At 44.4% G+C, this 25,090-nt stretch carries 18 protein-coding genes; all 18 read right to left on the bottom strand.

Features of this window, described 5'->3' with window-relative positions:
• Position 1 precedes the first annotated feature (1 nt).
• Complete coding sequence (locus ABN702_RS22695) at positions 2-751, bottom strand: response regulator transcription factor (RefSeq protein ID WP_417898835.1); 750 nt, start codon at positions 749-751, stop codon at positions 2-4.
• A complete protein-coding gene (locus ABN702_RS22690; protein WP_417898834.1) occupies positions 732-2,528 on the bottom strand; it encodes a cache domain-containing sensor histidine kinase in 1,797 nt (598 codons plus the stop codon). Before ABN702_RS22690 ends, ABN702_RS22695 begins: the two co-directional genes overlap by 20 nt.
• A 275-nt stretch (positions 2,529-2,803) precedes the next feature.
• A complete protein-coding gene (locus tag ABN702_RS22685) occupies positions 2,804-4,075 on the bottom strand; it encodes an ABC transporter substrate-binding protein (protein WP_417898833.1) in 1,272 nt (423 codons plus the stop codon).
• A 72-nt stretch (positions 4,076-4,147) separates the two neighbouring features.
• On the bottom strand, positions 4,148-4,975 hold the full coding sequence (locus tag ABN702_RS22680) for a carbohydrate ABC transporter permease (protein WP_417898832.1): 828 nt from the start codon (positions 4,973-4,975) through the stop codon (positions 4,148-4,150).
• Positions 4,975-5,928 carry a carbohydrate ABC transporter permease gene (locus ABN702_RS22675; protein ID WP_204412708.1) on the bottom strand — a complete coding sequence of 318 codons (954 nt, stop codon included), beginning with the start codon at positions 5,926-5,928 and terminating at the stop codon, positions 4,975-4,977. Before ABN702_RS22675 ends, ABN702_RS22680 begins: the two co-directional genes overlap by 1 nt.
• 521 nt (positions 5,929-6,449) lie before the next feature.
• Entirely contained in the window at positions 6,450-11,297 is a 4,848-nt protein-coding gene (locus tag ABN702_RS22670) for an Ig-like domain-containing protein (RefSeq protein WP_417898831.1), read from the bottom strand.
• A 12-nt stretch (positions 11,298-11,309) separates the two neighbouring features.
• Complete coding sequence (locus tag ABN702_RS22665) at positions 11,310-11,759, bottom strand: hypothetical protein (RefSeq protein ID WP_417898830.1); 450 nt, start codon at positions 11,757-11,759, stop codon at positions 11,310-11,312.
• 14 nt (positions 11,760-11,773) lie between these two features.
• Positions 11,774-13,714 (bottom strand): protein kinase domain-containing protein, encoded by a 1,941-nt coding sequence (locus ABN702_RS22660; protein ID WP_417898829.1) that lies wholly within the window; start codon positions 13,712-13,714, stop codon positions 11,774-11,776.
• Positions 13,715-13,732: 18 nt separating this feature from the next.
• On the bottom strand, positions 13,733-14,503 hold the full coding sequence (locus tag ABN702_RS22655; RefSeq protein WP_417898828.1) for a PP2C family protein-serine/threonine phosphatase: 771 nt from the start codon (positions 14,501-14,503) through the stop codon (positions 13,733-13,735).
• A 15-nt stretch (positions 14,504-14,518) separates the two neighbouring features.
• Positions 14,519-15,787 (bottom strand): DUF6382 domain-containing protein, encoded by a 1,269-nt coding sequence (locus tag ABN702_RS22650; RefSeq protein ID WP_417898827.1) that lies wholly within the window; start codon positions 15,785-15,787, stop codon positions 14,519-14,521.
• Positions 15,788-15,877: 90 nt separating this feature from the next.
• Positions 15,878-16,180, bottom strand: a complete 303-nt coding sequence (locus ABN702_RS22645; RefSeq protein WP_204412719.1) for a pore-forming ESAT-6 family protein — start codon at positions 16,178-16,180, stop codon at positions 15,878-15,880.
• Positions 16,181-16,214: 34 nt separating this feature from the next.
• Entirely contained in the window at positions 16,215-16,517 is a 303-nt protein-coding gene (locus tag ABN702_RS22640; RefSeq protein ID WP_386634967.1) for a WXG100 family type VII secretion target, read from the bottom strand.
• A gap of 334 nt (positions 16,518-16,851) precedes the next feature.
• Positions 16,852-17,043 (bottom strand): hypothetical protein, encoded by a 192-nt coding sequence (locus ABN702_RS22635; RefSeq protein ID WP_417898826.1) that lies wholly within the window; start codon positions 17,041-17,043, stop codon positions 16,852-16,854.
• Between the two features lie 17 nt (positions 17,044-17,060).
• The gene (locus ABN702_RS22630) at positions 17,061-18,500 is read right to left on the bottom strand and encodes an Mbeg1-like protein (protein ID WP_417898825.1); all 1,440 of its coding nucleotides are present in this window, start codon (positions 18,498-18,500) and stop codon (positions 17,061-17,063) included.
• A gap of 4 nt (positions 18,501-18,504) precedes the next feature.
• On the bottom strand, positions 18,505-19,212 hold the full coding sequence (locus ABN702_RS22625; RefSeq protein ID WP_417898824.1) for a hypothetical protein: 708 nt from the start codon (positions 19,210-19,212) through the stop codon (positions 18,505-18,507).
• 117 nt (positions 19,213-19,329) lie between these two features.
• Complete coding sequence (locus tag ABN702_RS22620) at positions 19,330-20,106, bottom strand: hypothetical protein (RefSeq protein WP_417898823.1); 777 nt, start codon at positions 20,104-20,106, stop codon at positions 19,330-19,332.
• Between the two features lie 16 nt (positions 20,107-20,122).
• On the bottom strand, positions 20,123-20,374 hold the full coding sequence (locus tag ABN702_RS22615) for a methyltransferase (protein WP_417898822.1): 252 nt from the start codon (positions 20,372-20,374) through the stop codon (positions 20,123-20,125).
• Entirely contained in the window at positions 20,367-24,986 is a 4,620-nt protein-coding gene (gene essC, locus ABN702_RS22610) for a type VII secretion protein EssC (RefSeq protein ID WP_417898821.1), read from the bottom strand. Before essC ends, ABN702_RS22615 begins: the two co-directional genes overlap by 8 nt.
• Positions 24,987-25,090: the final 104 nt, after the last annotated feature.

The raw sequence follows: 25,090 nt of genomic DNA, 5'->3' as shown, positions 1-25,090 counted from the left end.
TCTATTTCGCCATTGTACTCCTGTATTCATTGGGAGTCATTCTAGTAAACTTCTTAAACACCTTACTGAAGTATTTCTCATTCTGATAGCCAACATGGTAGGCCACCTCATAGATTTTGACATGCGGCTTTGCCAAGAATTCCTTTGCTTTTTCCATCCGGATTCTTGTTACATAATCGGTGATGGTTTCATTGTACTCCTGCTTAAATTTGCGGGATATATGCTCCCTGCTTAGAAAGAAGCGGTCCGCAATCTCCTGTAGCGTGACATCCTGCTGGTAATTGGCACGCAAGTATTCTTCTATTTGTCTCATGCTTTTCGTTTCAGATGAAACAGCAAGGAACTCCATATCGCCGGAGGACCTCCTGACCAAGGCCTCCTCCTTCCACTTTTTCACCGCCCGCTCCAGGGTTTCATTTAAAATATCCGGATCAATCGGCTTCAAAATGTAATCGAAGCTTTTATACGTAATCGCATTACGCATAAACTCATAGTCATCATAGCCGCTCACCACGATTGTCATACAGTTCAGATCTATGGATGCTAGCCATTTTAGCAGGCTGATTCCATCCTTTTTGGGCATCCTCATGTCGGTGAAGATAATCTCCGGCCTGTGCTGGGTAATCAGCTCGGTGGCCTCCTCCCCGTCCTGGGCCTCGAGGATGGTATCGATTCCGTGTTCCTTCCAATCCGCCAGGAGAAGCAATCCTTCCCGGACATGCTTCTCATCGTCAATGATGATTGCCTTCATCCTTTACACCTTCCATTTCCAATGGCAGTCTCAAGCATACGACCAAGCCTCCCTCATGATGGTTGACAAGCTGCAGATTCGCCCTCCCGTCATAATACAACTGCAGACGGGCATAGATATTTTTTAAGCCGATATTCGTTATTTCTTCCCTTTCCTCTCTATTTCCTGCTTGAAAATGACGATAAATCTCCTGCAGGCGTTCATCTGTCACGCCGACTCCATTGTCCACGACTTCCAAAATAAGCATGGCTTCCTCCACTTTTCCCTCAACCGTTATTCTCCCTACTCCTTCTCTTATATCAAATCCATGCTTAAAGTAGTTTTCAATAATCGGCTGAAGGATCATCTTCGGAACCTGTACCTGTAGGGCATCTTCCTCTACATCGATCCGGTAATCAAGATGGTCGCCAAATCGCTCTTTCTGCAATAAAAGAAATGCCTTGATATAGTTGATCTCTTTTTTCAGAGGTACCATGTCCTCCTCCATATTCATCCCATAGCGCATGATCTTGGATAGATGAGTCACCAGTGTATAGATCTGAGGTACCTTATTTTTCAGGGCAACCGTACCGATCGACTGAAGGGCATTGTAGAGAAAATGGGGATTCAACTGCGATTGCAGTACCTTCAACTGATTATTTTTATTCTCGATTTCAAGCTTGTACTCCCGGTTGATGAGGTGATCGATCTTCTCCATCATCTGCTTGAACCTGCTGCCAAGTATCCCGATTTCATCGTGTCCCAATGACTCGAACTGCACCTTCATATTCCCTTCCTTCACCTGCTGGATGTTCTGGAGCAGCACCCGTATCGGCGAAGTGATTTTAAAGGATACGAACAAGGTGGCTAGAATGACGAGACTTAATCCCAGGACCCCGAACAGGATATTGATTTTCGTTACGGTAAAGGCATTTTCATAAAGGGTGGTATACGGGACGCGTTTGACAAGTATCCAGCCACCAACCGCTGCAGGTGTCTGTTCATACATCATCATCCCGTGGAAGGAGTCATTCTTCCATTCCATCGTCCCCCGCTCCTTGTCGGACTCCATCACCGCGCCGATCCACTTCTGCTCCGCTTGCTTGGCAAACACTTCTTCATTCGAGCTGTAGATCAGTTCCCCGGTCCTCGCTAAAATAAAGAATTCCTCGGTCTCCTTGTTGTAAAGGTTCTCGCTCAGCTCCAGTACCCGCTCCGTCGACACCTCTACCGTAATGAAGGCCAGCACCTCTTCGGATGGCACATTCCGGAGGGCGCGATGCAGATACAGCACATTTCTCCCCTGCTGCGCTTCCGTTGTATCAATAAACATATTGTACGGATTCAGCTGGGCATTTTTATAGGCGTCCTCATACAGCCTGCTGTTGAGTCTGGTGGAAAATACGACCGTCGAGCGCTTGGACGCCGTGATGCTCCGCTCCTCCTCGGCAAAGGAAATATGTACCCTCCTGATATTATCCTCCGCATACAGGATCGTCTGCAGGACGTTCTTCACAATCCCGAGTGTCATATAGTTATCTTCCTTATCAGGAGACCTCATGTAGTTGATGAAATCAGGATTATTATACAAGGAAAGTGTCAAACTATTAAGCTCCTCCAAATAGGTTTCCAGATTGATCTTCCCCTGATAAAGGAGATTACTATTTTCCTGGACGACAAGATCCTTGAATGCTTCTTTTGTGTGGTAATACGTGATGATAATCGATGTACCGAACGGCAGAACCGTTATCAATAGAAGCAGTACGATAAGCTTATTGCGGATACTTTTTCTGATCATGGCCTACCCCCGGTGAAAAAGCGTTTCTTTTCTTGAATGGTCTGTAATACACCGCTGTTGATTTCCGCAAAAGGCTACGCTTTCCACGGGGCGTTAATGGAGCCTCCTCGGCTTCGCCTGTGGGGTCTCCACTAAACGCCATCTCCCACAGGAGTCTCCGCCTTTTGCTCCAATCAACAGCTAGATTCTTATTAAATCAACTCTAGACAATAACTATGCCTTTTTTTAAGTATAAACAGAAAGCATGCCTATGAATAGACATGCCTTCCGCTGAATTATTTTAAATTATCCCAAGAGCTTTGGAAGCGCTCGAGGAGTGTGTCATAGTCGATTTTGCCGGCAGCGTATTCCTGGATGCTTGCAGCAAATTCCTTGTTTGCCCCATCCGGCCACATGAACCATGTCCAAGGGATCGTCTGCTCGTTTTTGGAGTATTCCAGGATGTTTTGGCCAAGGTCGCCAAGGCCAGCTGGCTCGATGTTATCAAATGCCGGGATGAATGCGAACTCTTCCGTGATATATTTTTTGCCAGTTTCAGAGGAAACCATCCAATTCAAGAATGTTTTCGCTTCTTCCAGGTGCTCGGAGTTCTTATTCAGTACCCAGTTGTTCGGTACACCAACAGGAAGACGGTTAGCATCCGCATCGTCACTGATGCTGATTGGAAGGAAGCCCATGTTCATGTCAGGGTTCACTTCATAGATCATGTTTTCCGTCCAGTTTCCTTGCTGCAGCATCGCAGTCTGGCCGGAAGCGAATTGTGTTACCTGTGTATTGTAATCCGTTGTTAATGGATTACTGTTTCCGAACTTGATTTCTGTATCCAATACTTCCTTGAAATTTTTGAACTCTTCGTTACCAACAATTTTTTCAGATCCATCATACAAGCCTGCAATAAATGCTTCCGGATCATCTTGCTGTGCAAATGGGATGTTCAATAGATGCTGCCCGATTACCCACCACTCGCCATATCCTGCTGAGAATGGTGTGATGCCTTTTGCTTTCAGTTTTTCAGAAGCATCCTTCAATTCGGAAATCGTTGTCGGAGGCTCTGTAATTCCCGCTTCTTCAAAAAGGTCTTTGTTGTAGATGAATCCATAGCCTTCAAGGTTGACCGGCATCCCGTAAAGCTTGCCATCTTCCGGATCTGTCATTGGTACTTTTCCGATAGGAAGAACGTGCTCAGCCCAAGGCTCTTCAGATAGATCTGCCAGCTTCTCTTTCCAAAGCTCGAGCTCCTTGAAACCACCATTGTTGAAAATATCCGGCTCTTCACCAGATGCAAATTTTGCTTTTAATGCAGCACCATAATCCGCACCGCCACCAACTGTTTCAAGCTTGATTTTGATATTCGGATGCTCTGCTTCGAATTCCTTGATCATTTCCGCTAGCTGATCGGCAATCTCCACCTTGAACTGGAAGAAGTTCAACGTAACCTGATCGCCTGAATTTTCCTTGTCGTCCCCTGAGGAATTATTGCTCGAGCATCCGGCAAAAATCCCAGCTACCAGTGTTAATGATAGTAATAGCATAAAAAAGCGTTTCATTTTATTGCCCCCCTTGAAAGTTAGATTAATTTTTATATAAATCTTGGAATCTGTAAAGCCAGACTCTTTGATTTACTTAACAGATCCAGCGGCAATCCCCTTGATGATATGCCTTTGTAAAAATAGGAAGAAAACAATGATCGGCGCGATACCAAGAACAAGTGCCGCCAATCCCATGTCCCACTGCTTTGTATACTGCGCAAAGAATGTGCTTGTCGCTAGTGGAATCGTTCGCAGATCCCCGTCCTGCAACACTAGCAGCGGAAGCAGGTAGTCATTCCAGATCCAGAGTGTATTCAAGATGATGACTGTCACGGTAATCGGCTTCAACAGTGGAAATACAATTCTCCAGAACACGCCGAACTGGCTGCATCCATCGATCCTTGCCGCCTCCTCGATCTCAAGCGGCACTGTTTTGACAAAGCCGTGATAGAGAAAAAGGGAAAGTGGTACGCCAAATCCGAAGTACATCATGATGATCCCCGGCAGGCTGTTGATCATGCCAAGTGTCCCACCAAGCTTCATCAATGGGATCATTACCGTCTGGAACGGGATGACCATGGCAGATACAATCAGGACGAACAGTATTTTACTGAACTTACCTGGTGTCCGAACCATTTTCCAGGCTGCCATCGAGCTGAGCAGCACAATCCCGATATTACTGAATACCGTGATGATAAGGGAGTTCCAGAATGCTTTCGGAAACTTGATGATTTCCCACACCTTCGCATAGTTGGAGAATAGGATCTCCTGCGGCAGTGCAGCTGCATCTATCAGGATTTCACTGAAGCTTTTCACCGAATTGATCAGGACAAAGTAAAAGGGGATGAGGAAAATGAGACCGAGTGTAATCCCGATGATTTCCAAAAGGAACGTCCTTTTCGTATACTTTTGATCCATTATGCCTCCACCTCCCTTTTCTTCGTTGCCATTACCTGTACCGTCGTAAAGATGGCGACGACTACAAAGAATATAATGGACTTCGCTGTACCCAGCCCGTATCTGTTATATTGGAATGCCTCCTGATAGATGTTGATGGCAACCGACTGTGTCGAGTTGAACGGCCCGCCGCCTGTCAGAGAGAGATTCAGGTCGAAAATCTTGAAAGCCATCGAGATCGTTAGGAAGAAGCAAATCGTAAACGCCGGTAAAATCAATGGAATGATGATTTTTGTAACCAAGGTAAAGTTGGAAGCGCCATCAATCCTTGCCGCTTCAAGCAAGGAATTGTCCACTCCCTGTAATGCCGCCACATAGATGACCATCATATAGCCGCTTATCTGCCAGGCAAACACGATGACAATGCCCCAGAATGCCGTCTTTTCATCCCCAAGCCATGGAAGCTGGAAAAAAGGAATGCCCGTCATCGCCCCGACAGACGCGAAGCCTTTGACAAAAATGAACTGCCAGATAAAACCGAGCAACAAGCCCCCGATGACATTTGGGAGGAAAAAGACCGTTCTTAATATATTGCGGGTTTTCAGCGCCGCATTGAGTAAAAGTGCGAAACCAAATCCGATAAGATTGCTGATGATCACAGCAGCAAACATGAATTTGGTTGTGAACATGAATGAGTTGAAGAATGCATCATCGTTCGTGAAAATCTTTTTATAGTTCGCAAGCCCGACCCATTCCACAACCGAACTTACGCCATTCCAGGAAGTAAAAGAATAGTAGACCCCCATCAGGAACGGGATGATCTGGACCACAAGGAAGAATATCAATGCCGGCCCGACAAAGGCAGCGTACGTTAATATATTTTTCCACTTCACTTTCCGCCTTGGCACTCCTTCTACTATTCTCGTCTTCGTTCTAGGATTTTGCGACGTCGCCGGATTCACGTTCGTCTCCATCCTTCACCACCCCCGTATGTGTAACCGCTTTCTTTTATTATATGCGGACACCCTCTGTATTTTGGGGTACCTATATTGACCGCTTAGGTGCACAATATTGACTGAATTTTTTGTAGAATTAGTAGTATATCATCTTTTCACAACGGAGTGAATTTCATGTTATCCCTGAAAACCTTTTTTAAAAGTTAATTTTTATAATTTTTTTCAATCCTTTGGGCCGCAACGATTCTATTTTTTCTTAATCAAACGTTTGTTTAAAAATTGCTATACTGATAAAAGTAATTAATAGCCAAATAGCTATTTCAGCTTCAATTTCGGTTGTTTTGACATGCTTTCTTACAAAACCTTTTTATAAAGTTAATTTGTTGATTTTTTTTCATTCACTTGGCGCACAAGGGGTTTCTACTTTTTTAATCAAACGTTCGTTTAAAAAAACCTATACTGGTATACTTTTCGATTTACACATAAAAAAGCCAAAGAGAGCTCCGTCAAGCAAAGCTCTCTTTGGCTAGTTCTGCATATTACTCTTCGATTCCGCTTGCACGCGGACTGTCCACATTCTGCTTTCTGCGTCTGATCGCATAGGCGGCTGCACTTGCTGTACCTATGAGTCCAACTACAATGCCTCCGAAGAATAGTGGTTTGTTTTCGTAAACTTTTACTAGCACACTCTTGTCCGCTATTTCAAATGGCAGAACAAAGCGCTCTATGTTTCCTGCTTCATCTACCGCTTCCACGATAATCTCGTATGGCTTGATGTCACTGAAAGTGGAACGGATCACTTTGTTTCCGTCTATCTCCACTACATCGCCCTCGAAAAGCTCCCCGTTGATCATGACGGTTAGGATCTTATCGCTTGGATTTTCAAGCTGAAGGCTGATTGTTACAGGATCATAATAGATTCCTTTTTCTTTTACTCCATCCACAAGCACTTTTGGTGGAGTTTTATCGATCATGAATTCCACACTGAGCTGTTTGATGTTGCCGGCCTTGTCCTTGATCTCAAAATAAAGCACGTGCTTGCCTTCTTCTGTAATTGGATCTCCGATTTCATAAGGATTTCCGTTCAGGGTCAAGGCAATGATGTCATAAGGACTTAAGCTGTCAATCAGGAATTCCGGAATAACCTCATCCGTGAAGTATTTATCCGAAATTGGATCCATGAATGAGATGGCTGGTTCTGTTTTATCAATCGTGAAGTGGATGGTCCGCTTCGTCACGTTATTAGCCAAGTCTGTGACAACCACTTCCAGCACGTAATCTTTTTCTTCCGTTAATGTTGTACCGCTAGTGAATGGCTTGCCATCCAATTGGATGTAGCTAAGGGATTCATCCAGATGAATATCGGCATACTTGATGACCGGCACCATGTTTTCGTTGAAAAAGCCCTCGATAATTCCTGTAATTTCAAGAAGCGGCTTGGTAGTGTCCAGAGTGAAGCTGATTTCCAGGACTGTTTCGTTTCCAGCCTTATCCCTTGCAACCACCCGGTAGTTGTACTTCATATCCTTCGATGCGATTGGAGCCCGATTACTCACGATGCTCTGATTGTTTAATGTCATGGAGACGATACTGTCCTCCGCTACATCCAGTGCAAAATCCGGTGTAAAGATGGAATTGATGAATTCCCCATTTTTGATGGTTTTTCCATCACCCTTCACTTTAGGAGTAATGACTGGAGCCGTTTTATCAATAGTGAAAGCCAGTTCCTTGCTAAAGCTGTTACCGGCTTTGTCTGTTGCATTTACCTGAATACGGTAGTCACCTTCCTGACTGAAGGTGTGAGCAAGTGATGCAACGTTCCCGTTCACTGCAAATCCACCGACGGAATAGCTTCTGCCGTTTTTCGTGACAGCAACATTGTTGATGTCCAAGTTCAAATCATTGATGGAAACCTGGATTCTCTTATAGACATTATAGTGTGCATCGTTATCTGCACCTTCGATATTAATGACAGGATTGACCTTGTCTACCGTGAAGGTCAGCTTTTGCGTCACAGGTCCGTTTCCTGCTTTATCGATTGCAGAAACGGTGATCGTGTAGAGACCATCCTGAGTGAAATTATGGCTCAGCTTTGACTGCTTTCCAGTGTTTCTCCAAGCACCCATGTTATATCCACGGCCGTCTTTAGTGACCGTCAACTTCACGTCATTGGTGCTATAGTTCAACTCGTCAACGGTAAGCGTCACTGTCTTGTTACCAGGATTGAAGGAATTGTCCTCTGCTCCATCCAGTTTCACCACAGGACGTGTTTTATCTAAAATAAAAGAAATATCCTCGTGAACCGTTTTATTTTTTGCTTTATCCGTCGCAGAGAAAGAGATGGTGTATTTCCCCTCCTCCTTGAAGTTATGCTTTAAGGTCGCGACGCCTCCAGAAACATTGAAGCTGCCGGCATCGTATGCTTTGTCATTTTTTGTGATTACGAGATTGGTTGTAGTAAGGTCAAGGTTCGTATCTCTCAGCTTCACTTCCACAGGCATATCCCGGTTGTAATCCTCCCCATCCTCGACTCCTGTCACACTAAGTACAGGGGCGATTTTATCGATGGTAAAGGCTTTGACTTCGGTTGCAGCTTCGTTTCCTGCGGCATCCTTGGCATCTAGCTTGATCACGTAATCTCCGTCCTCATTGAAATCGTGCATCAACTTGGATGTTACATCGTCATTTACCCATTCTCCCATATAGTAAGGAGTACCGTTTTTCGTTACTTCCATTTTCACTTTGTTGTTGTGATAATGGAACTCTTTCACACTCAACGTTACTTTCTGGTTGGAAGAATAGTATTCCTTATCGGAAACCCCGGAAATGCCAAGCACCGGTTTGATGTTATCCACCGTAAATTGAAGAAATATATCTTCCGCCCGGTTGCCCGCTTTATCGATAGCGGAAACCTTGATGGTATAGAACCCATCCTCTGTAAAGGTGTGCGACATGCTAGACGTCACGTCGTCGACCTCCAATTTTCCGATGTTGTCGTATGGCTCTGTTTTGCCGTCGGCTCTTGTGATGGTGGCATCCACTGTAACCTTTACGTCTTTAAAATGAAGTTCATTTGCCGTGATGGTCAGCTTTTCGCCACCTTTTACGAATGCATCCATGCTAATGCCGCTGACATCCAATACCGGAGCAGACCGGTCAATGATGAAAGTGAGGCTCTTTTGTGCTTCTTCGTTCTCCAAGGTATCCTTGGAACGGATGGCTATTTCATATATTCCTTCTTCATTAAAATATTGCTCGAATATTGCTTCCCTCTTTCCTTTAACCTTAGAAGGTTCAATCTTTCTTGGAGTGGAATCTTTATTGCTCTTCACGGTCACTTCTGTATTTTTAAGATCAAGTGTTACATCATACAAAGTGATGGTAACCGCTTTGTCTGTTTGGTAGTGGCCATTGTTTTCCACACCGTCAATGGTGATGGTCGGGGCACTCTGGTCCACCGTAAACTCGATTGGTTCATGCTTTGTTACATTTCCCGCTTTATCCGTTGATTCGAGGTGAAGAACATAGTCCCCATCTTCCTTGAATTCCACATCCAGCAGGCTTGCTTCCGTGTCACTCGTATAGTTCAGCTTTTTTGGAAGCTCGTAAATCTCTCCGTCCTTGTAGACAGTCAACATGGTCGTATCCAGACTCAGGTTCTGATCGCTTACGTTGAAATCCACTTTTTGCGGCTCTTTGTATTTCTTGTTATCTACACCGGTGATGCTTACGAAAGGCTTCACTTTATCGATGACAATATTCTTCATTACTGTTACTGGCTCACTAAAATAGTCGGCGGCAGTAATGTTGATTTCATAGCTTCCATCCTCTGTAAAGGAATGCTCGGCTTCTGCATTGTAGAAGAAAAAGTGCTTCTTGAATTGCTTTACAATGGGTTCGCCGCCATCCTTGACAATTTCTAGCTTCGACTTTTCCAGGTCAATGGTATAATCACTTACTTTGAACGTAACATCCAAGGACTCATTGTAGTATTTCTTGTCTTCACTCATACCTTCATAGGAGATATTCGGCTTGGATGTATCCACCGTAAAGGATAATTCCTCATGAGTTTTCGTATTCCCCGCAAGGTCCACTGCTGTAAAAGTAACTGCATAAAGTCCGTCCTCAAAAAATTCATGATTATAAGCAGCTCCATCTTCATCCACATGCAACTTCTGATTAGTCATCCACTCCTCACCATCCTTTGTGATGGTGATAAAAGATCTGGAGAGGTCAATATTGGCATCCTTCACACGGAACTCCACTTTCTTTTCGGTTTCGTAGCGGCCATTATTTTCTACGCCGGAAATGGATAGAGCCGGAGCCGACTTATCTACAGTAAAAGTAAAGGTCGGAAGTGTATGCTCGTTTCCGTTCTTATGCTTCTCTTTTACTGTTACATGAACAGTGTAGATGCCCTCTGTCAGGCCGCCAAGCGTTCCTGTTGCTTCTCTGTTCTGTATGGTAGCAACTACTGGGAACTCTTCATTCGTTCCATGCTTTTTCACTACCATCGTAGCAGACTCAAGGGAAATACCATTTGTTGCTTTCAGAGTAATGCCATCTAAATTGTAAACATCCTCAGCATTCATTTCGTTTCCTTTATCGTCGGTAACGCTCAAAACAGCTCCCTTATTGTTAATAGAGAAAGAGACGCTCTCTTCTTTTACGTTTCCAGCATAGTCCGTTGCCTGTATGGTCACCTGATATTCGCCATCTTTATCGAAGGCTACCAGTCCTTTTTCTTCTTGCCAGGAGATCTCCGCATCCTTCGCTTCTCCATTAAACGAATAGGAGACCTTCGTTTTATCCTTATCAAAATTTTTCTCATTTACATAGAAGGCCATTTCCACTTTATCCTTATAAAGTGCCCCATCCTCCACACTGGAAATGCTGATGTCAGGGGAAGTGGTATCTTTCTCCACACGGAAAGTTTTCGGCGCTCCGGTATCAAGACCCCAGGAGTTTCCTTCAGTAATATGTGCAGTAAAAGCATAGTTGTTGTCACCAGCAACAGGTACCTTCACTTCAAAAATCCCTTGTTTGAGTCCCTCTCCATTCAAGACATCCTTGTAGGAAATGCTGGATGGATCCACGCCTTCACTTACGATTGCGAAAGGACGATCATCCATGAATTCCTCCTGAAAATGTTCGCTTAAATCCACAGTAAACGTGACGTAATCCTTATCCTTGGAGAACCAAGAGCGATTGAAATCCTCTTTATGCGTCTGCCAGGTATCACCATTGAACGTAATATTCATTTTTACGTCAATCGTGGAGAATACCTTTACATTAAAAGCGAGAATAGACATAAGAAGGACGGCAATCACCGGCAGCCAGAGGAACGACTTCTTATTCTTGTAAACGGTCAATATCGTACTTATCATTTTCTATCCACCTCATAGTTTCGTAGTGGAATGGGTTACCACTACATTTAATTCTTTTCTAAAATAAAACGCTGGCTCATCGGCTAGTAACGTTGTCTCCTCCATGCTTTCTCCAAGGAGGGACGTTTCGTCCCCCTGTTCATCCTCTGACGACAACAGGGTGGTTTCCCCTACATCGCTTTCGTCAAGCAGAGCGGTGGCGGCTACCTCGTCCTCCATCAGCTCGGTGATTTCGTCCCCCTCCATATCCTGCTTTTTCAACCGAATTTCATTGGTCGTCCGTGTTTTCTCTTCGTTAGAAGGTGAGGAGGACTTCTTATTGCCGATAGGACTTTTCCACTTGATGCCCGTCAGGTCGGAAATGACCCGGCGGATGTTCATTTTTACATACACATAGACCGTGATGATCAGGGTAAGGAGCGCTGCTGCCAGACCTCCGTAAAACATTATCTGGTATGTCATCGTCATTACTCCCCCTATAATAGATTGAGATTGCTCAATCTTCTTTCTAAACGTTGGTATGATGATGCCTCTTTTGCCCCATCAAGGCCTGTAACGTGCTTGAAAAGGTTGAGGGCATCCTGATATTTTCTTTCACCCTCGTTCTTGCCCTGCTCGATATCCAATAGAAGGTTGATCAGGTTCACATGTGCATCCACACTGTTCGGGAACTCTTTTACGGTAAGCTGGAACTGTTCTTTCGCTTTCAGCGACTCGCCCATTTCCTGATAGATGGTCCCGATTTTCAGCATCGACTGTTCTTTCTGCTGCATATCGAGAGCAATGATGTTGTGGTAATGCTCGACCGCAAGCTGAAGATCATCTTTTGCAGCATTCAGATCCTTCGAATTCACGCCTCGGCTATGGTATGCCTGGGCAAGCTTCTGCTCGAAATCCACCTCGAACTTGTATAGGAGCTGTTCATTATCCAGCTGGATCAAGATATCACTAGCCTTTTGGACAATTTCTATCGTTCTAGTATTGGCATCCGCAATCTGCCCTTTATAGGAAATATAAATATTGGCAAGTGAAGAATAGTTATCAAGCTTTCTGCTGTCATTCGGCAGTTTGTCATTATACACCTCGAAATCCAAGAGGTTCTTGGCAAATTCCGAGTAGTCGATATTCAGGTTGCCCATCGTGCTTGCAAGCGTCCGGTAATACTTTGCATCCGGTATCTCTTCCGTATCCACCCGCTGGAAGAATCTTAGCGCGGACACATAATTACTCTTTTCATCAAAGTAGATCATCCCCACCTTGAAAAGGACGCGATCATTTTCATGTACATCCCCGTATTCATCCTGGATATAGGTTTCGATCTTGGCGAGCCCTGCATCCGTTTCATCACGGCTGATGTACAAGTCCAATAGATTGATATAGGCCTCCGATTTGGACGGGTCCACGACAATCGCGCGCTCTAGCCGTTCGATGGCCTCGACATCTTCTCCTTGGATCAGATATCTGCTTGAATCATTTACAAGTCTCATATAGTCTTGATACTGCTCATTCTTCATCCCGCTATAACCAAAGGCCGAGACCGTTGTGAAAATAAGAAAGAGTGCGAACGGAATCAGAAAAAGATAAAGCTGCTTTAACAGCATTTTCTTATAGTCTTTTGTAAGCTTGTTGATGTTTTCAAGATCGTACGCAAGCTCCTCACAGCTTTGGTAGCGTTCATTCGGCTCGCTCTGGGTGCATTTCAGGATGATATGCTCGAGCCCCTCTGATAGAGCAGGATTCCAATAGCGGATCGGCTTCATTTTAAAAGGCGGTTCCGTAAGGCTTTTTCCGGTTGCCAGATGGTACAGGGTAACCCCGAGGCTATATATGTCCGTCCTGGCATCCGTCTGCTTGCCTGATATCTGCTCAGGGGCAGCATATGCCTTGGTTCCAAGGTTGGTTGTATCCGTGGAATTTTCCGTCTTATATTCCCGTGCGATACCGAAATCGATGAGCTTTATCTTCCCTTCTGGGGTCAGCATCACGTTATCGGGCTTCATATCACGGTAAATGATCGGATGCGGCTGTCTTGTATGCAGGTAGCCGAGCACATTGGCCAGCTGCTTCGCCCAGTCGATGACTTCCTTTTGTGGAATGACGTTATCCCGCTTGAGGCGTTCCTTCAGCGACTCCCCCTCGATATAGTCCATGACAACATAGATGTCGCCGGAGGATTCAATAATGTCATAGATTTTCGGCAGCGCCCCGTGATCCAGCTTCTTCAGCATGTTTGCTTCCACGATCAAGCTATTGATTAGCAGTTCATTGTTGCTATGCTGGCGCTTGCGGATATCCTTGACGACAAGCGATTTATTTAAACGATTATCCATGGCAAGGTAGACGACACTCATTCCACCCCGGCCAATTTCCTTTAAGATCTCATATCGATCATCTATTATAGTCCCTATTTGCAGCAAGAGAATTCCCCCATAAACTTATGTAACCTGCGTAAAGATGACGGAGATATTGTCCTTTTCCTTACGCGCTTTTACCTTCTCCACCAGATTCTTCACGGTGTTCTGCAGAGCGTCCTCACTCGTGATGACCTCAGGCTTGAGACTTGCGACAATCTCCCCGTCTGTCATCTCATGGTAAAAACCATCGGAACATAGCAGGAATCCGCTTCCTGATTCTACTGTTCCCGTTGAAATGACAGGCTTTAACTCCTTTGTTGCTCCCACACATTGCAAGAGGACATTCCTTCTTGGATCGACCCTCGCCTGATCAGCTGTGATATTTCCTTTTTCAAATTCCCTTTGCACCAATGTCTGGTCCTTCGTTAGCTGAGTTAAGGTGTCATCAAGTAGCGTGTAAGCTCTGCTGTCCCCGATTTGCACGAGAATATAGCTGGAGTAGACCATTAACAGAGCAGTTAGCGTAGTTCCTAGTTGTACGTTGGACCCTTCGCCATATGTCAGGATTTTTTGGTTGATTTCACTGATTGCTCTCTCCAACCTGTCAGTAAGCTCTGTCTCCGGCGTCTCCTGCTCAAGGATCCTGGGTAAATCGTTATCAAACCACTTAGACAGATGTTCTACTACAGTTGCACTCGCCAATTCACCTTGTGTCAGTCCGCCCATTCCATCACAAATGATAAAAAGTCCTACCTGCCCTTTTGGTGTCCTGGCTGATTTAAGCAGAAGAGCATCTTGGTTTGTCTGCTTTTTGATTCCCTTATCGGTGTGATAAGCAGTAAGAAATGCCATTGTTTTTCCTCCTCTCTAAAAGAGTTTAAAGACAAACTCCTCATTTGCGAGCCTTATGCGGTCTTCGTGCCTTATTTTCACTTTTTCCTTCGGCTGAAGCTTTCGGTCGTTGACATAGCTGCCGTTTCTGGAGTCGTTGTCTTCAATGAAGTACTCCCCGTTTTCGTGTAAAATATGGGCATGCACTCGGCCTACCACCTTGTTCTGGCATGTATGATCTGTGCCCTTTGGGTCTCTCCCTATTTTAAAAACACGCTTGGTGATTGCGATTTTCGGGTTCCCTACACCATTCAACAGGTATGGCGGGGAGGTGGAGTAGTTTTCCACACCAAGCATCGTCGTACCTTCATACTCTTCTTCAAGTGAAGGCGCTGAAGAACCAAGAACAGTTGTCCCTTCCTCCTCAGCCTCCTCCTGGAGAAGGTCTGCGCCAGCTTTTGGCAGCATGTTCAGAGCAGAATCCCGTAATGTGTTATCTTCTTTGAGGTCCTTCGCCTGATCGAAATCAGTCCGGGTAATCCTCTTATATTGCAGTTCTTCCTCTATTTCGAGCTTGCTGCCTATCTTTTTGTCCGTTTTACGTGAGCTGTATTGCGAGGTATGTACGCCGTTTTCGACCGAGCTGGACGTTTTGACCTCTACCTGACCAGGCCGATAAAAGTTGGAAGGCTTTTCGGCAGCTTCCACTTTTTTACGGATAGCAAGGATACTGGAAGGATTGTATGCACCAAGCCCTTTCAAGTCTTCGACCATTTCCGGAAGCCCGATATCCTTGAAATCGATCAGATAGTTATGTAATCGAACAAAGAATGCCAAATCATCTGCCTCATCATATGGAGCTGTATAGAGGAGTTCTCTTAGGAAGTCCTTCAGTGATACCTTTTCAAACGAATTATTTTTAATAGGGATATATAGGAAAAGTAATCTATTTGAAAAACTATCAATAAAGATGGATTGCTTATCGAAAAGGAAGTGCTGAAGATCAAGCCCTATTTCCTCCAAACTAAGCAAGGTTTCCAATAGATTGGAGATGCAGGCAATAAGCTTATCCTTTGAAAGCTTTTGAGAGAGGAAATCTTCCAATGACATTTCCGTGTCCAATTCATAACGGATGTAGTGTTGCTCTTTTTTGGAAAGTACAGCAAGCGGAAGCAAACCCGTGTGGCTTGTGGTTTTCAGCATATCCAGTGCTGCTTCGTCCAGCTCTTCTTTATTTGGAACCTCCAAATATAAAAAACTGGATAGACCATAATTTTCGATATATAAATCAACATGTTTTATCATATTATCTCGTCTCCAGACTATTAATCTGACATTCTATTTTTGTATAACTCGGGCAATTAGCATGCACTAACTGCCCTAGCTGACTACTAATTATCTGAACGCACTTGCGTTGTTGTTGATTTGAGTTTCTGCAGAGTTGTAGTTTGTTACGGTAGAGTCCAAGAACTTGGAGTAAGCGTCCACTACTGTACGATACTCTTCAAAACGTGGCGCCAAAGCATTGAAGTTGGTACGGATCGTGTTGGAAGCATCAGAGTTCCAAGTTTGAGATAGGCCGTTCATCTCTTTTTTGATCTCTTCCAGCTTCGCAGCCAATTGAGCGTTAAGCGTTCTGATTTGACCCGCTGTTTTGGAAACCTCCCCAAGGGAAATTTTAATTCCATCCACTGACATTTCATTCACCTGCCCTTTTTATTTTCAAGATAGATTAGTTGCTAAGTCTTTTCGCAGCATTAACCACTTCGTTTTGTGTTTCACGGTAAGTTTTAGCACTGATTTTAAGGAATTCAGAGTGTTGTCTCATCAAAGCGGACATCTTTTGGAAATCGTCCATGAAGCCTTTGATTTGCGTAACGAATGCAACATTATCAGTTCCTTGCCATGCAGCACCCATTCCGTCCACTTCACTGAAAAGTTGCTTGTAGATTCTTTCGTAATCGCCAGCCTGCTGGTCGATTCGTGTTGCTGCTGTCTCTAATTTCGCTGGATCAACTTGGATAGAACGCGCCATTCTTTCTCACCTCCTTTAAATGAGCTGTTTTGTAGGGTTGCTTGTCGTTTTGTGTGGGTGGGCGGGCGGTCCGGAATCATGTATCGTAACGGATAAAACTAAGGAATCTCTTTGTTCAAAGCTGGAAGCTCGCGTATCTGCGTTAGTTTTTGGTCTCCATATAACGCTTTCGCCCGATAATCAGGATTTGCGCCCGATACTTCAAGGTTTTCGCCCGATAATCAAAATTCACGCCCGAAAGAGGGGCTCTTTCGCCCGATTTTCTCAATTTGCGCCCGATCAGCAATTGGTCGACACTCGCTTAGCAATCAACCTATTACCCTGCATTACAGAATCAAATCTTCCTCAACTCATTGCTGATATTCCGATAATTCTGAGCCGTCTCCCTCAGGCTTGCTGCGCTGTAATTACTGCCGATCCCTTTGAATTCATGGTTGATGCCGTTTGAAATATCCTCTAGCTCCCTGGAGATGACACTGATTTCCTCAATGATGCTACTGATTTTACCCTTCACTTTCGGATCCATGGGTAGCTACCTCCTGTTTAACGTAATGAATTGGCCTTGGACACGAGGTAGGATTCCTTTTTCTGCAAAAATTCCCTCGCCTGATTCAGATAAGCGATGTTTTGATTGATGTTATTGTTCATGGCAGATAGGATATCCGCTTTGATCAGATTATCCAAACCGAAGATACCGACTTCCCCGTACAGGCTGTTGATTAAGGAATTCACATGGTTGGTCCTGCTCTTAATGGACTGCAGTCTGGAAGAATAATAGACAAGGCGATGCAAATCGACCTTGATATAAGGTTCCTGCGGCAGGCTGGTGCCACCGAAGAAGCCGCTTACTCCACTGACAACCTTTCCGAAGAGATCTGATGCTTTTTTCCCTACGTCCTCAAAGAACCCTCGCACTTTGTTCTCCAGACTCTTGGACACCGTCTCAATTTTGTTGATCAGCCTGATCGTCTGCTCCTTGATAAAGTTCGCTGCATCCGTCAGCCTTTTATTGATAGCTGCGATGACATATTTGGCACCATCACTGATGGCTGTCATGATCTGCTCTGCCTTCTCTACGACAAATCCTTTTACTGTGGCTTCGATATTTTGATAGAGTAGGTGAAAATCCTGAACATCGGATACAAAGGAGCCACCTTCCTTCACGCCGACCATATTCCCGTCCTCATCAAATTTCACGCTTGTCTCCGCATGAGGGTAGAATGGATCTGTATATTCCCCTGTCTGCTTATCAAGCGGAACTCTAATTGTGACGTATGGCGCATAGCCAAGTTGGGAAACGATATCCCCGTCATAGACGATGAACGAGAATCTATCCGCATTTTTCAGACCTTCCTGCTGGAAATCTTCTAATTTCCACCAATATAAGGGTGCACCATTGATAACATAGCCCTTAATGTTATCACCAAGATTATTGACATATACATAGGATGCCAAATTGCCGCCTTTGGAGTGACCAAGAACATTCTTCTCACCGTCGTGAAGCGCTACATGCTGCGCATAGAATTCATTCGCTTCCTTTTGCTGTACCGTTTCCCTCCCAATGAATGCCTCAGTATTTTCCCTCCAGTCCGTTTCCAGGTGTTCCATTTCACCAAAACTTTCACTTCCCCTAAACACTGCCGTAGCATTTCCATTTTCGTCTCGGTAAGCATAACCGACAAAGCCGGATTCTGACCCACCTTTAGTGTTGTTGCCTTCGTTGGGGTTGTGGTTCTGGTAGCCTACGAGTTTTACATCTTTCAAATTGGAAGAGTGGTAGGCGTCACTTTGAATAAATTCTTTAATATTTTTCATTCTGTCGTTGTCTTCCAACTTATTTCCTGTTGTTTGTTCTATTTTTGCAATAAGTTCATCAATGGTATAGGAATATTTATCCGATACCTTCCAGTTTGGCGGAACATCTATATACGATAATTGCAGCAGGATGTTTTTTTCCTCATCAGTAAGATTGGAAAGTGACATTGCCTCACTCTCCTAACTTTTCGTAGTGATGAATGACAGATTTTGGACTAGTCACAATTAGTTCTTCACTGATGTTAGGACTCGGGTTTTCTGGATTTGATCTATCATCAAAACTGATCTCCCCATATACCTTTGCATCTAAGTTGGACCATGCAATGTTATTAATATTGGCTGTTCGGATATAATCAGTAATATCTTCGGATTCATCTACGAATCCTACGGATATTGCATATGAATTGGTACCATATCCTTTCAATTTCTGATACATCTTAAAAATACCTTGACTGTATCTTTCCACATCTGGTGCTTTAGTGGTATAAACACCTACTGTTAACATAATCATGATATTTTTGTTTTCCTTTACATATTCTGAAAAAGGTTTATCCAACATAGTAGCATCATAGGTATCATCAGCCGCCATTATTGAAACCTTATATGGGCTGTTGGGCAATTCTCTTTCCATCTCTTCTTTTAATTCAGCCTTTAGCTCCTCACCCCATTTTGCCAGTATATAATTGTCATAGATTTCCTCTGTTTTCCGATACTCTCCCGCTAAAAATACTAAATCTTCATTTCCTTTAGGATGAATAAGCGCTTTATCTTTTCCATACATTTCGGAAAAAATGATACTTCCTTCTTTCACATTCTCTACTTCAAAATCTTCGTTATACTTTTCTTCTAAGTGGGACAAAAACTTATTCTCTGCGTTCATACAACCCGTCACTCCAATCAATGAGATCATGAACAAAAACAGAATAATGGCTTTTACATTCATGCTGTTGTTACCTGCCTTCCTTTACAGGTTTCTTATTTTCTCAAATAACGTTACTCACTCTTCATATGGTCGATAAATTCGTACTATAGCATCTGAGTCAGTTAAAATATATTCTTCTGCGATATCAGGGTCAGGATTTTTTGGATTTAACCTCTCATCAACGTTTAACTGCCCATAAACTTTTGCTTTGAGGTTTGACCAAGCGATATTATTGACACCGGCTGTACGGATGTAATCTGAAATATCTTCAGACTTTTCAACAAAACCTGCATCTATGGTATATTGTTCTGCCCCATACTTTTGCATCTCCTGATAGATGTTATAAAAGCTCTCTTTATAGCTCTCAACATCAGGTGCACCGTCAGTATATACACCCGCAACTATTACTAATCTGACCTCTTTACGATTGTTTTCTATGAACTCTTGAAAAGGCATAGCAATCATGGAAGCATCATAGGATTCATTTGTGGCATATACGATCACTTTATAAGGACTCCCGGGCAACTCCTTTTCCATCAAGCTCTTCAATGAGGCTTTTAATTCCTCGCCCCATTTTGCCAACACATAACCATCGTAGTATTCGCCTTCATTATTCCGATATTCCCCTGACAGAAAAACCAACTCCTCATTCCCCTTTGGATGGACAATCGCTTTATCCCGTCCATACATCTCAGGGAACAGCCAGCTTCCTTCGTCAACATGTTCAATTTCAAATTCTTCGTTGTACGTGCTTTCCAGATGTGAAAGGATTCGATCTTCTGAACTGGAACAACCTGCAACCCATAAAAGGAGGAGCATGATTGGCAGTGAAAATAATGTTTTGTTGTTCATGCTCACTTTTCCTTTCTTAGAACAGCATAAGCTTCGCACCGTTCTGCAGATTAAGCTCTTCTACCGTTTGGTTGATATTCAATATCTCTCCCGTTGACTTATTGCAAAGGACGGTATCAGGGGTGGCCTTGAAGTATCCATGCGAGAGTTCACTTACCGTACTGGATAATAGATAGACCACTTCATACAGCTTGCTTGTGATAGGGATGAATACATCATGCTTATCGTTAGAGGCCGGAACATACACTTCTACTAATATCTTATCCAAAGACTGCTACCTCCTCTTTTTCCGTTTCAGAGGCTAATAGCTTCACCAGGCTGACCTTGCCGTTTTTAATTACATAGCCGAAGTCGTTCGGGATTTCCTGATACATGTCGGTCGTGATTTTGGCTATCTTGAACAGATACTGGTCGCTGATTCCGCTGCCAATCCAGATGGCGTTTTTCACGGAAACGTGCTTTTTGAACCACTCCTCGAAGGATACGCTGCTGAACTTGTCGGCGCTGTCGGACATGATGATATGAACGTTCAGATTTGCTCCCCGTTCCAGGAACACCTTGAGCTTATCAAGTGCATCTTCTGACAGGCTCAGCATCAGGTCGCTGAGGGAATCGACCATACAATAGATGTGATGGAACTCAGGAAGCTCATGCCCCTGCTCCTCGGCATCCTTTTTCGTATTGTTGCGGTGTACAAGGGTTTCAAAAAGATGAACGATGGTTGTTTCAAGCTCCGTCTTGGCAGCCGCATAACGATAGTCTGGATTAGATTCCAATCGGAATGCACCATTTGGATCAAGGACGATTACTTCATCCCCCGTTTTTCCAGCCAATAGCTCGGAAAGTCCCTGCATAAATGCGGTTGCTATATCATTTTGAGCGGCTGAAACCAGGTTCACGAAGCATTCCTGGAAGTCGAAGAATGATAGCTTCAGAGACTGTCGATCCACCCCGACCGGAATGAATGGATGGGAAGAACCAAACATCATCTGATTCTGGATATAGTCTGCCGTCACTTTTTCAGGTAGCGTCGGGATGACAGGTGCAGGTTCCCTGTCCCATGTCTCGCGCGCTGTCTTGCTGTAGCCTTCGATAAAACTGAACAGATCTTCGGTATCCTTTGCAGGCTGGGCGATCTGGAATTCATACACATGATCGCTTTTGAAGATGCCTCGCCCCTTATGCTTGGATGGATACACGCCATCTACATTTCCGAGTACGCCTGAATACTCAGTCTGGTCGTTCAATTGAAGCACAAACAGCTGCTTGAAGTTCTGCAGCAGGCGATAACGGATCGAGCCGGTATTTGTTGCTGTCACGATAAAGTAGATACCATATTTCGTACCTTCCCGAGTCAGGTAGGCGATTGCCTCCTCATGCTCCTCATACGTCTCGGAGAACGCGGAATAGTTATGGATGGCCACGACAATCGACGGCACCTTATCCGGTGACACGCGGTTGTAGACGTTAATATCTCCTCCATAATTGGCGAATAGCTTTTTACGATTCACAATCTCCGCTTGTAGAAGCTTCATCAGATTCTGGATCTTTTCCGCCTCATGCGATACGACGACATCCCCGACATGAGGAGCGGAGCGGAACCAGTTCAAGGTTTCGGTACTGAAATCCAGAAGGTAGAAGTTCACTTCCTCCGGTGTATGCTCCTCCATCAAGGATATTAGCATCGCTTGCAGGAATGAGGTCTTTCCGCTTCCTGTCACGCCGTACACGACCGTATTGCCTTCCTGCGTCATCGGAAGTCTGAGTGGCATCTGACGCTGGTTGGATGGATCATCATATTCCCCGATGACAGGATTCAACACATACGCTTCGTTTGTTTGATCACTATATTTCCCTTTAATGTCCTCTATATAAATCTGAGGTGGAATCGGCTCAAGCCACAGCTGCTTCACCTTGATGTTTTCCTGTTTGGCAAGGCTGGCCAGATAGTCCGTAATTTCGTCTAGCTGCTTCGGCGGGTTCTTGATGCCTTTGTTCCGGTCGATTTTAGCGGACTTGATGACGCGTCCCAAGCTGTCGATGATGCTGATGCTTTCGTCCTTCTTTTTCTCGAGCTTATCAGTTGGATAGTATGGTGCACCCGCCCAGGCAGATTGACCAAGCTCAAAGATCTCGTTGTAGCCGACCTGAAGGAAGAAGCGTCCGACATTCGTCAATTCTGCTGCATCCGGTCGTTTGATGACCTCCATGCTGTCGGCCTTTTCCTGTACCTTAAGACTGATCCGGAATTTACTGTTACTCCAGATCTGATCGTCCACTACCCCTGACGGCTTCTGCGTTGCCAGGATCAAATGGACACCAAGGCTACGTCCGATACGCGCCGCACTGACAAGCTGCTCCATGAATTCTGGTTGTTGTGTTTTCAGCTCGGCAAACTCATCCGAAATCATAAACAAGTGCTGAAGTGGCTCTGTCACGATGCCTTCTCTGTATAGCTTCTGGTATTTATAGATATCAATATTGCTTTCATCCACTCTTCTGCTCGTTTCGCTGAAAATGGCCTGTCGGCGCTTCAGCTCACTCTGGATTGATATGAGCGAGCGCTTTACCGCTGCTCCGTCCAGGTTGGTGATCGTACCGGCAAGATGCGGCAGATCGAGAAAGGCATTTGCCATTCCCCCACCCTTATAGTCGATAAGGATGAATGCCACTTCGTCAGGATGATAATTGACGGCAAGGGAAAGTATGAAGGTCATGATGAATTCACTTTTCCCGGAGCCTGTCATACCGGCAATCAATCCGTGTGGACCATGATACTTTTCGTGAAGATCGAGGTTGAAAATCTCACCGGTAGTATCCACCCCGATTGGAGTCTGGATCGTTAAGGTTGGATTGTTTTCCTTCCATCTAGTCGGAACGTTTAAGTGCTCTATTTTGCTGACGCCGAACATTTCAAGGAAGGTCAGCATATCAGGCAGCGTATAATCCGACACTTCAGTTGCAAGCTGCGTATTGGCAAGCTTGATGGCGTACATTTCCGCCGATTCCTTCAGATAGATATCCGCATTGAATGCAGTATAGGTGCCTGAAATATCATCCTTATCGTAGATTTTCGAGCCTTCCTCCCCTAGCTCCACCACCTTCGAGCATTCCTTCGGGAGGTTTTGCAGCTCATCGTAAAGGGTAACTAAACTGAACCCGATGTCTTTTTTCTCTTTTAAAATCAGATTGGTCATTTCCGCTTTGGAAGCGAGCTTCTTATTCATGGCAAAAACGACATAGTGCTGATTCAGTTCCTTTAAATCTTCATCCGAAAGCATGGATTGACGTGTGATTTCCTTTTCAAAATAAGCGGAAAGCTCCTTCAGTTCATTCTGGTTGGTCGCAATAAAACGTATCTGCTTTCCATCATCCCAGACGTGCGGCAGCCACTTTGTAAATTCCCATGCATCTTTCTCGTTTTCGTCATATATAAAAATCATTTTCAGTTCGTCATAGCTATGTAGTGCTGTCATTTGGAAAATTAATCCTTTGACAAAGTCCATTACCCGTTTTCTTTCACCGATAAACCCACTAATTTGTTCCTCTAAAAGGGAAATGGTAACCGGGACGTTTTCCAGGATCTGAGGACCGCCAACCAATTCATATAGCTCATCCTGCAGATTGTCATCCTCAATGCTGAACTTCTTTTCCGGGAACTTGATATCGGCGTCCAAAGGAACATTTCCAAGACCTAAGCGCAGCTTTAAAAAGTCATTATGGACAAGCGACCGTTCCCAAAGATTCCGTTCCCGGTTCTTGATTCGCGCCAGGCATTGCGTAAGCGTGATGTGGTTTTCATGGAGGATTTCGCTCTGATGCACCGATTCGTCTTCAATGACCTGCTTCATTTCCACTAGATATGCTTTGTATTTCTCCTGACGGATTCCTTCATTCTTGATTCGCTGCTTCTTCTCATGCCTTTTCGTCAAAATCGGCCATAGAACCGTTCCAAGTAGCATAGAGATGGACATCATCAACGTCGGCAGGGCATACATGATATTTCCGTTATTCATCATTATATTCTGGAGGGCGAAAATCCCCATGAACAAGGAAGCCATCCCCATGGTGATCGATGGACCCAAAAGGAGCATCAACGGCGTTTCATCCATATTCGGACGCTGTGGTGGCGGATCGATTTTGATAACCGCTTCTTTTATATCCTTTTTAAAACGTGGAGATCGATAGAATAAGTGATCCTTAGGCTCTTCAATCGAAAAGTCGTCGAGCTCTTCCTCGTCCTGAATGACCGGCTGCTCCACCTGGAACGGCTGGAACGCATGTCTGTCCAGAAGAATGGAAGCTTGAGGATTGTTCAGTGACAGTAAGGTGCCATTATAAATGATTTTCAGACCCATGATGGAAATGACATCGCCAATGGCTAGTCGCTTTTCCTCCACTCGCTTCCCATTCACATAGGTACCATTGGAGCTTTTGCAATCTCTCAAGGTCGCTTGATTGTTTTCATCATACTGAATCACGCAATGCAGAGAGGATACAAGTTTATTGGAAAAGCAGATATGGTTGTCTTCCGTTCTGCCAATCTTAAGTGTCTGGGTGACGGCAATATGCTTGGTGAATTCGTTTCTGTCTTCTGTTGGGGGTTCTACATAAAGGAGTGCGGAAGCTTCGTTTTCACGTGAGATGGTATAGGTTTTAAAGGGCTCTAAAAGGAGCTTCCTCACCTTTCCCCCGTTGTTTCCTATTAAATAAGCATAGTTATTTGATTTTAAGTACCACTTTCCATCCTCGGCTTCCACCGCCATCAAATCGGCTTCTTTTCCTGAGGGAAGTGTGGTCGTAAGTATGTATTTTCCTGTTACCTTATCAGGCAGCACAAGATCACGTGCCTTGCCTTGATCAAAAAGGGTTAGTATCATGCTCGGATCCTCCAATCAACTAAGAACAAACCTGTTAGTTGATGATTTTTTCGTTATGCACATAGGGTGTAGCGCTACTTGATAAGTGACATGGGGATTTGGGA

This window comes from Bacillus haimaensis, from assembly GCF_048270625.1.
GTDB lineage: Bacteria > Bacillota > Bacilli > Bacillales > Bacillaceae_I > Sutcliffiella_A > Sutcliffiella_A haimaensis.
This window is presented reverse-complemented; position numbering and strand designations above follow the sequence as displayed.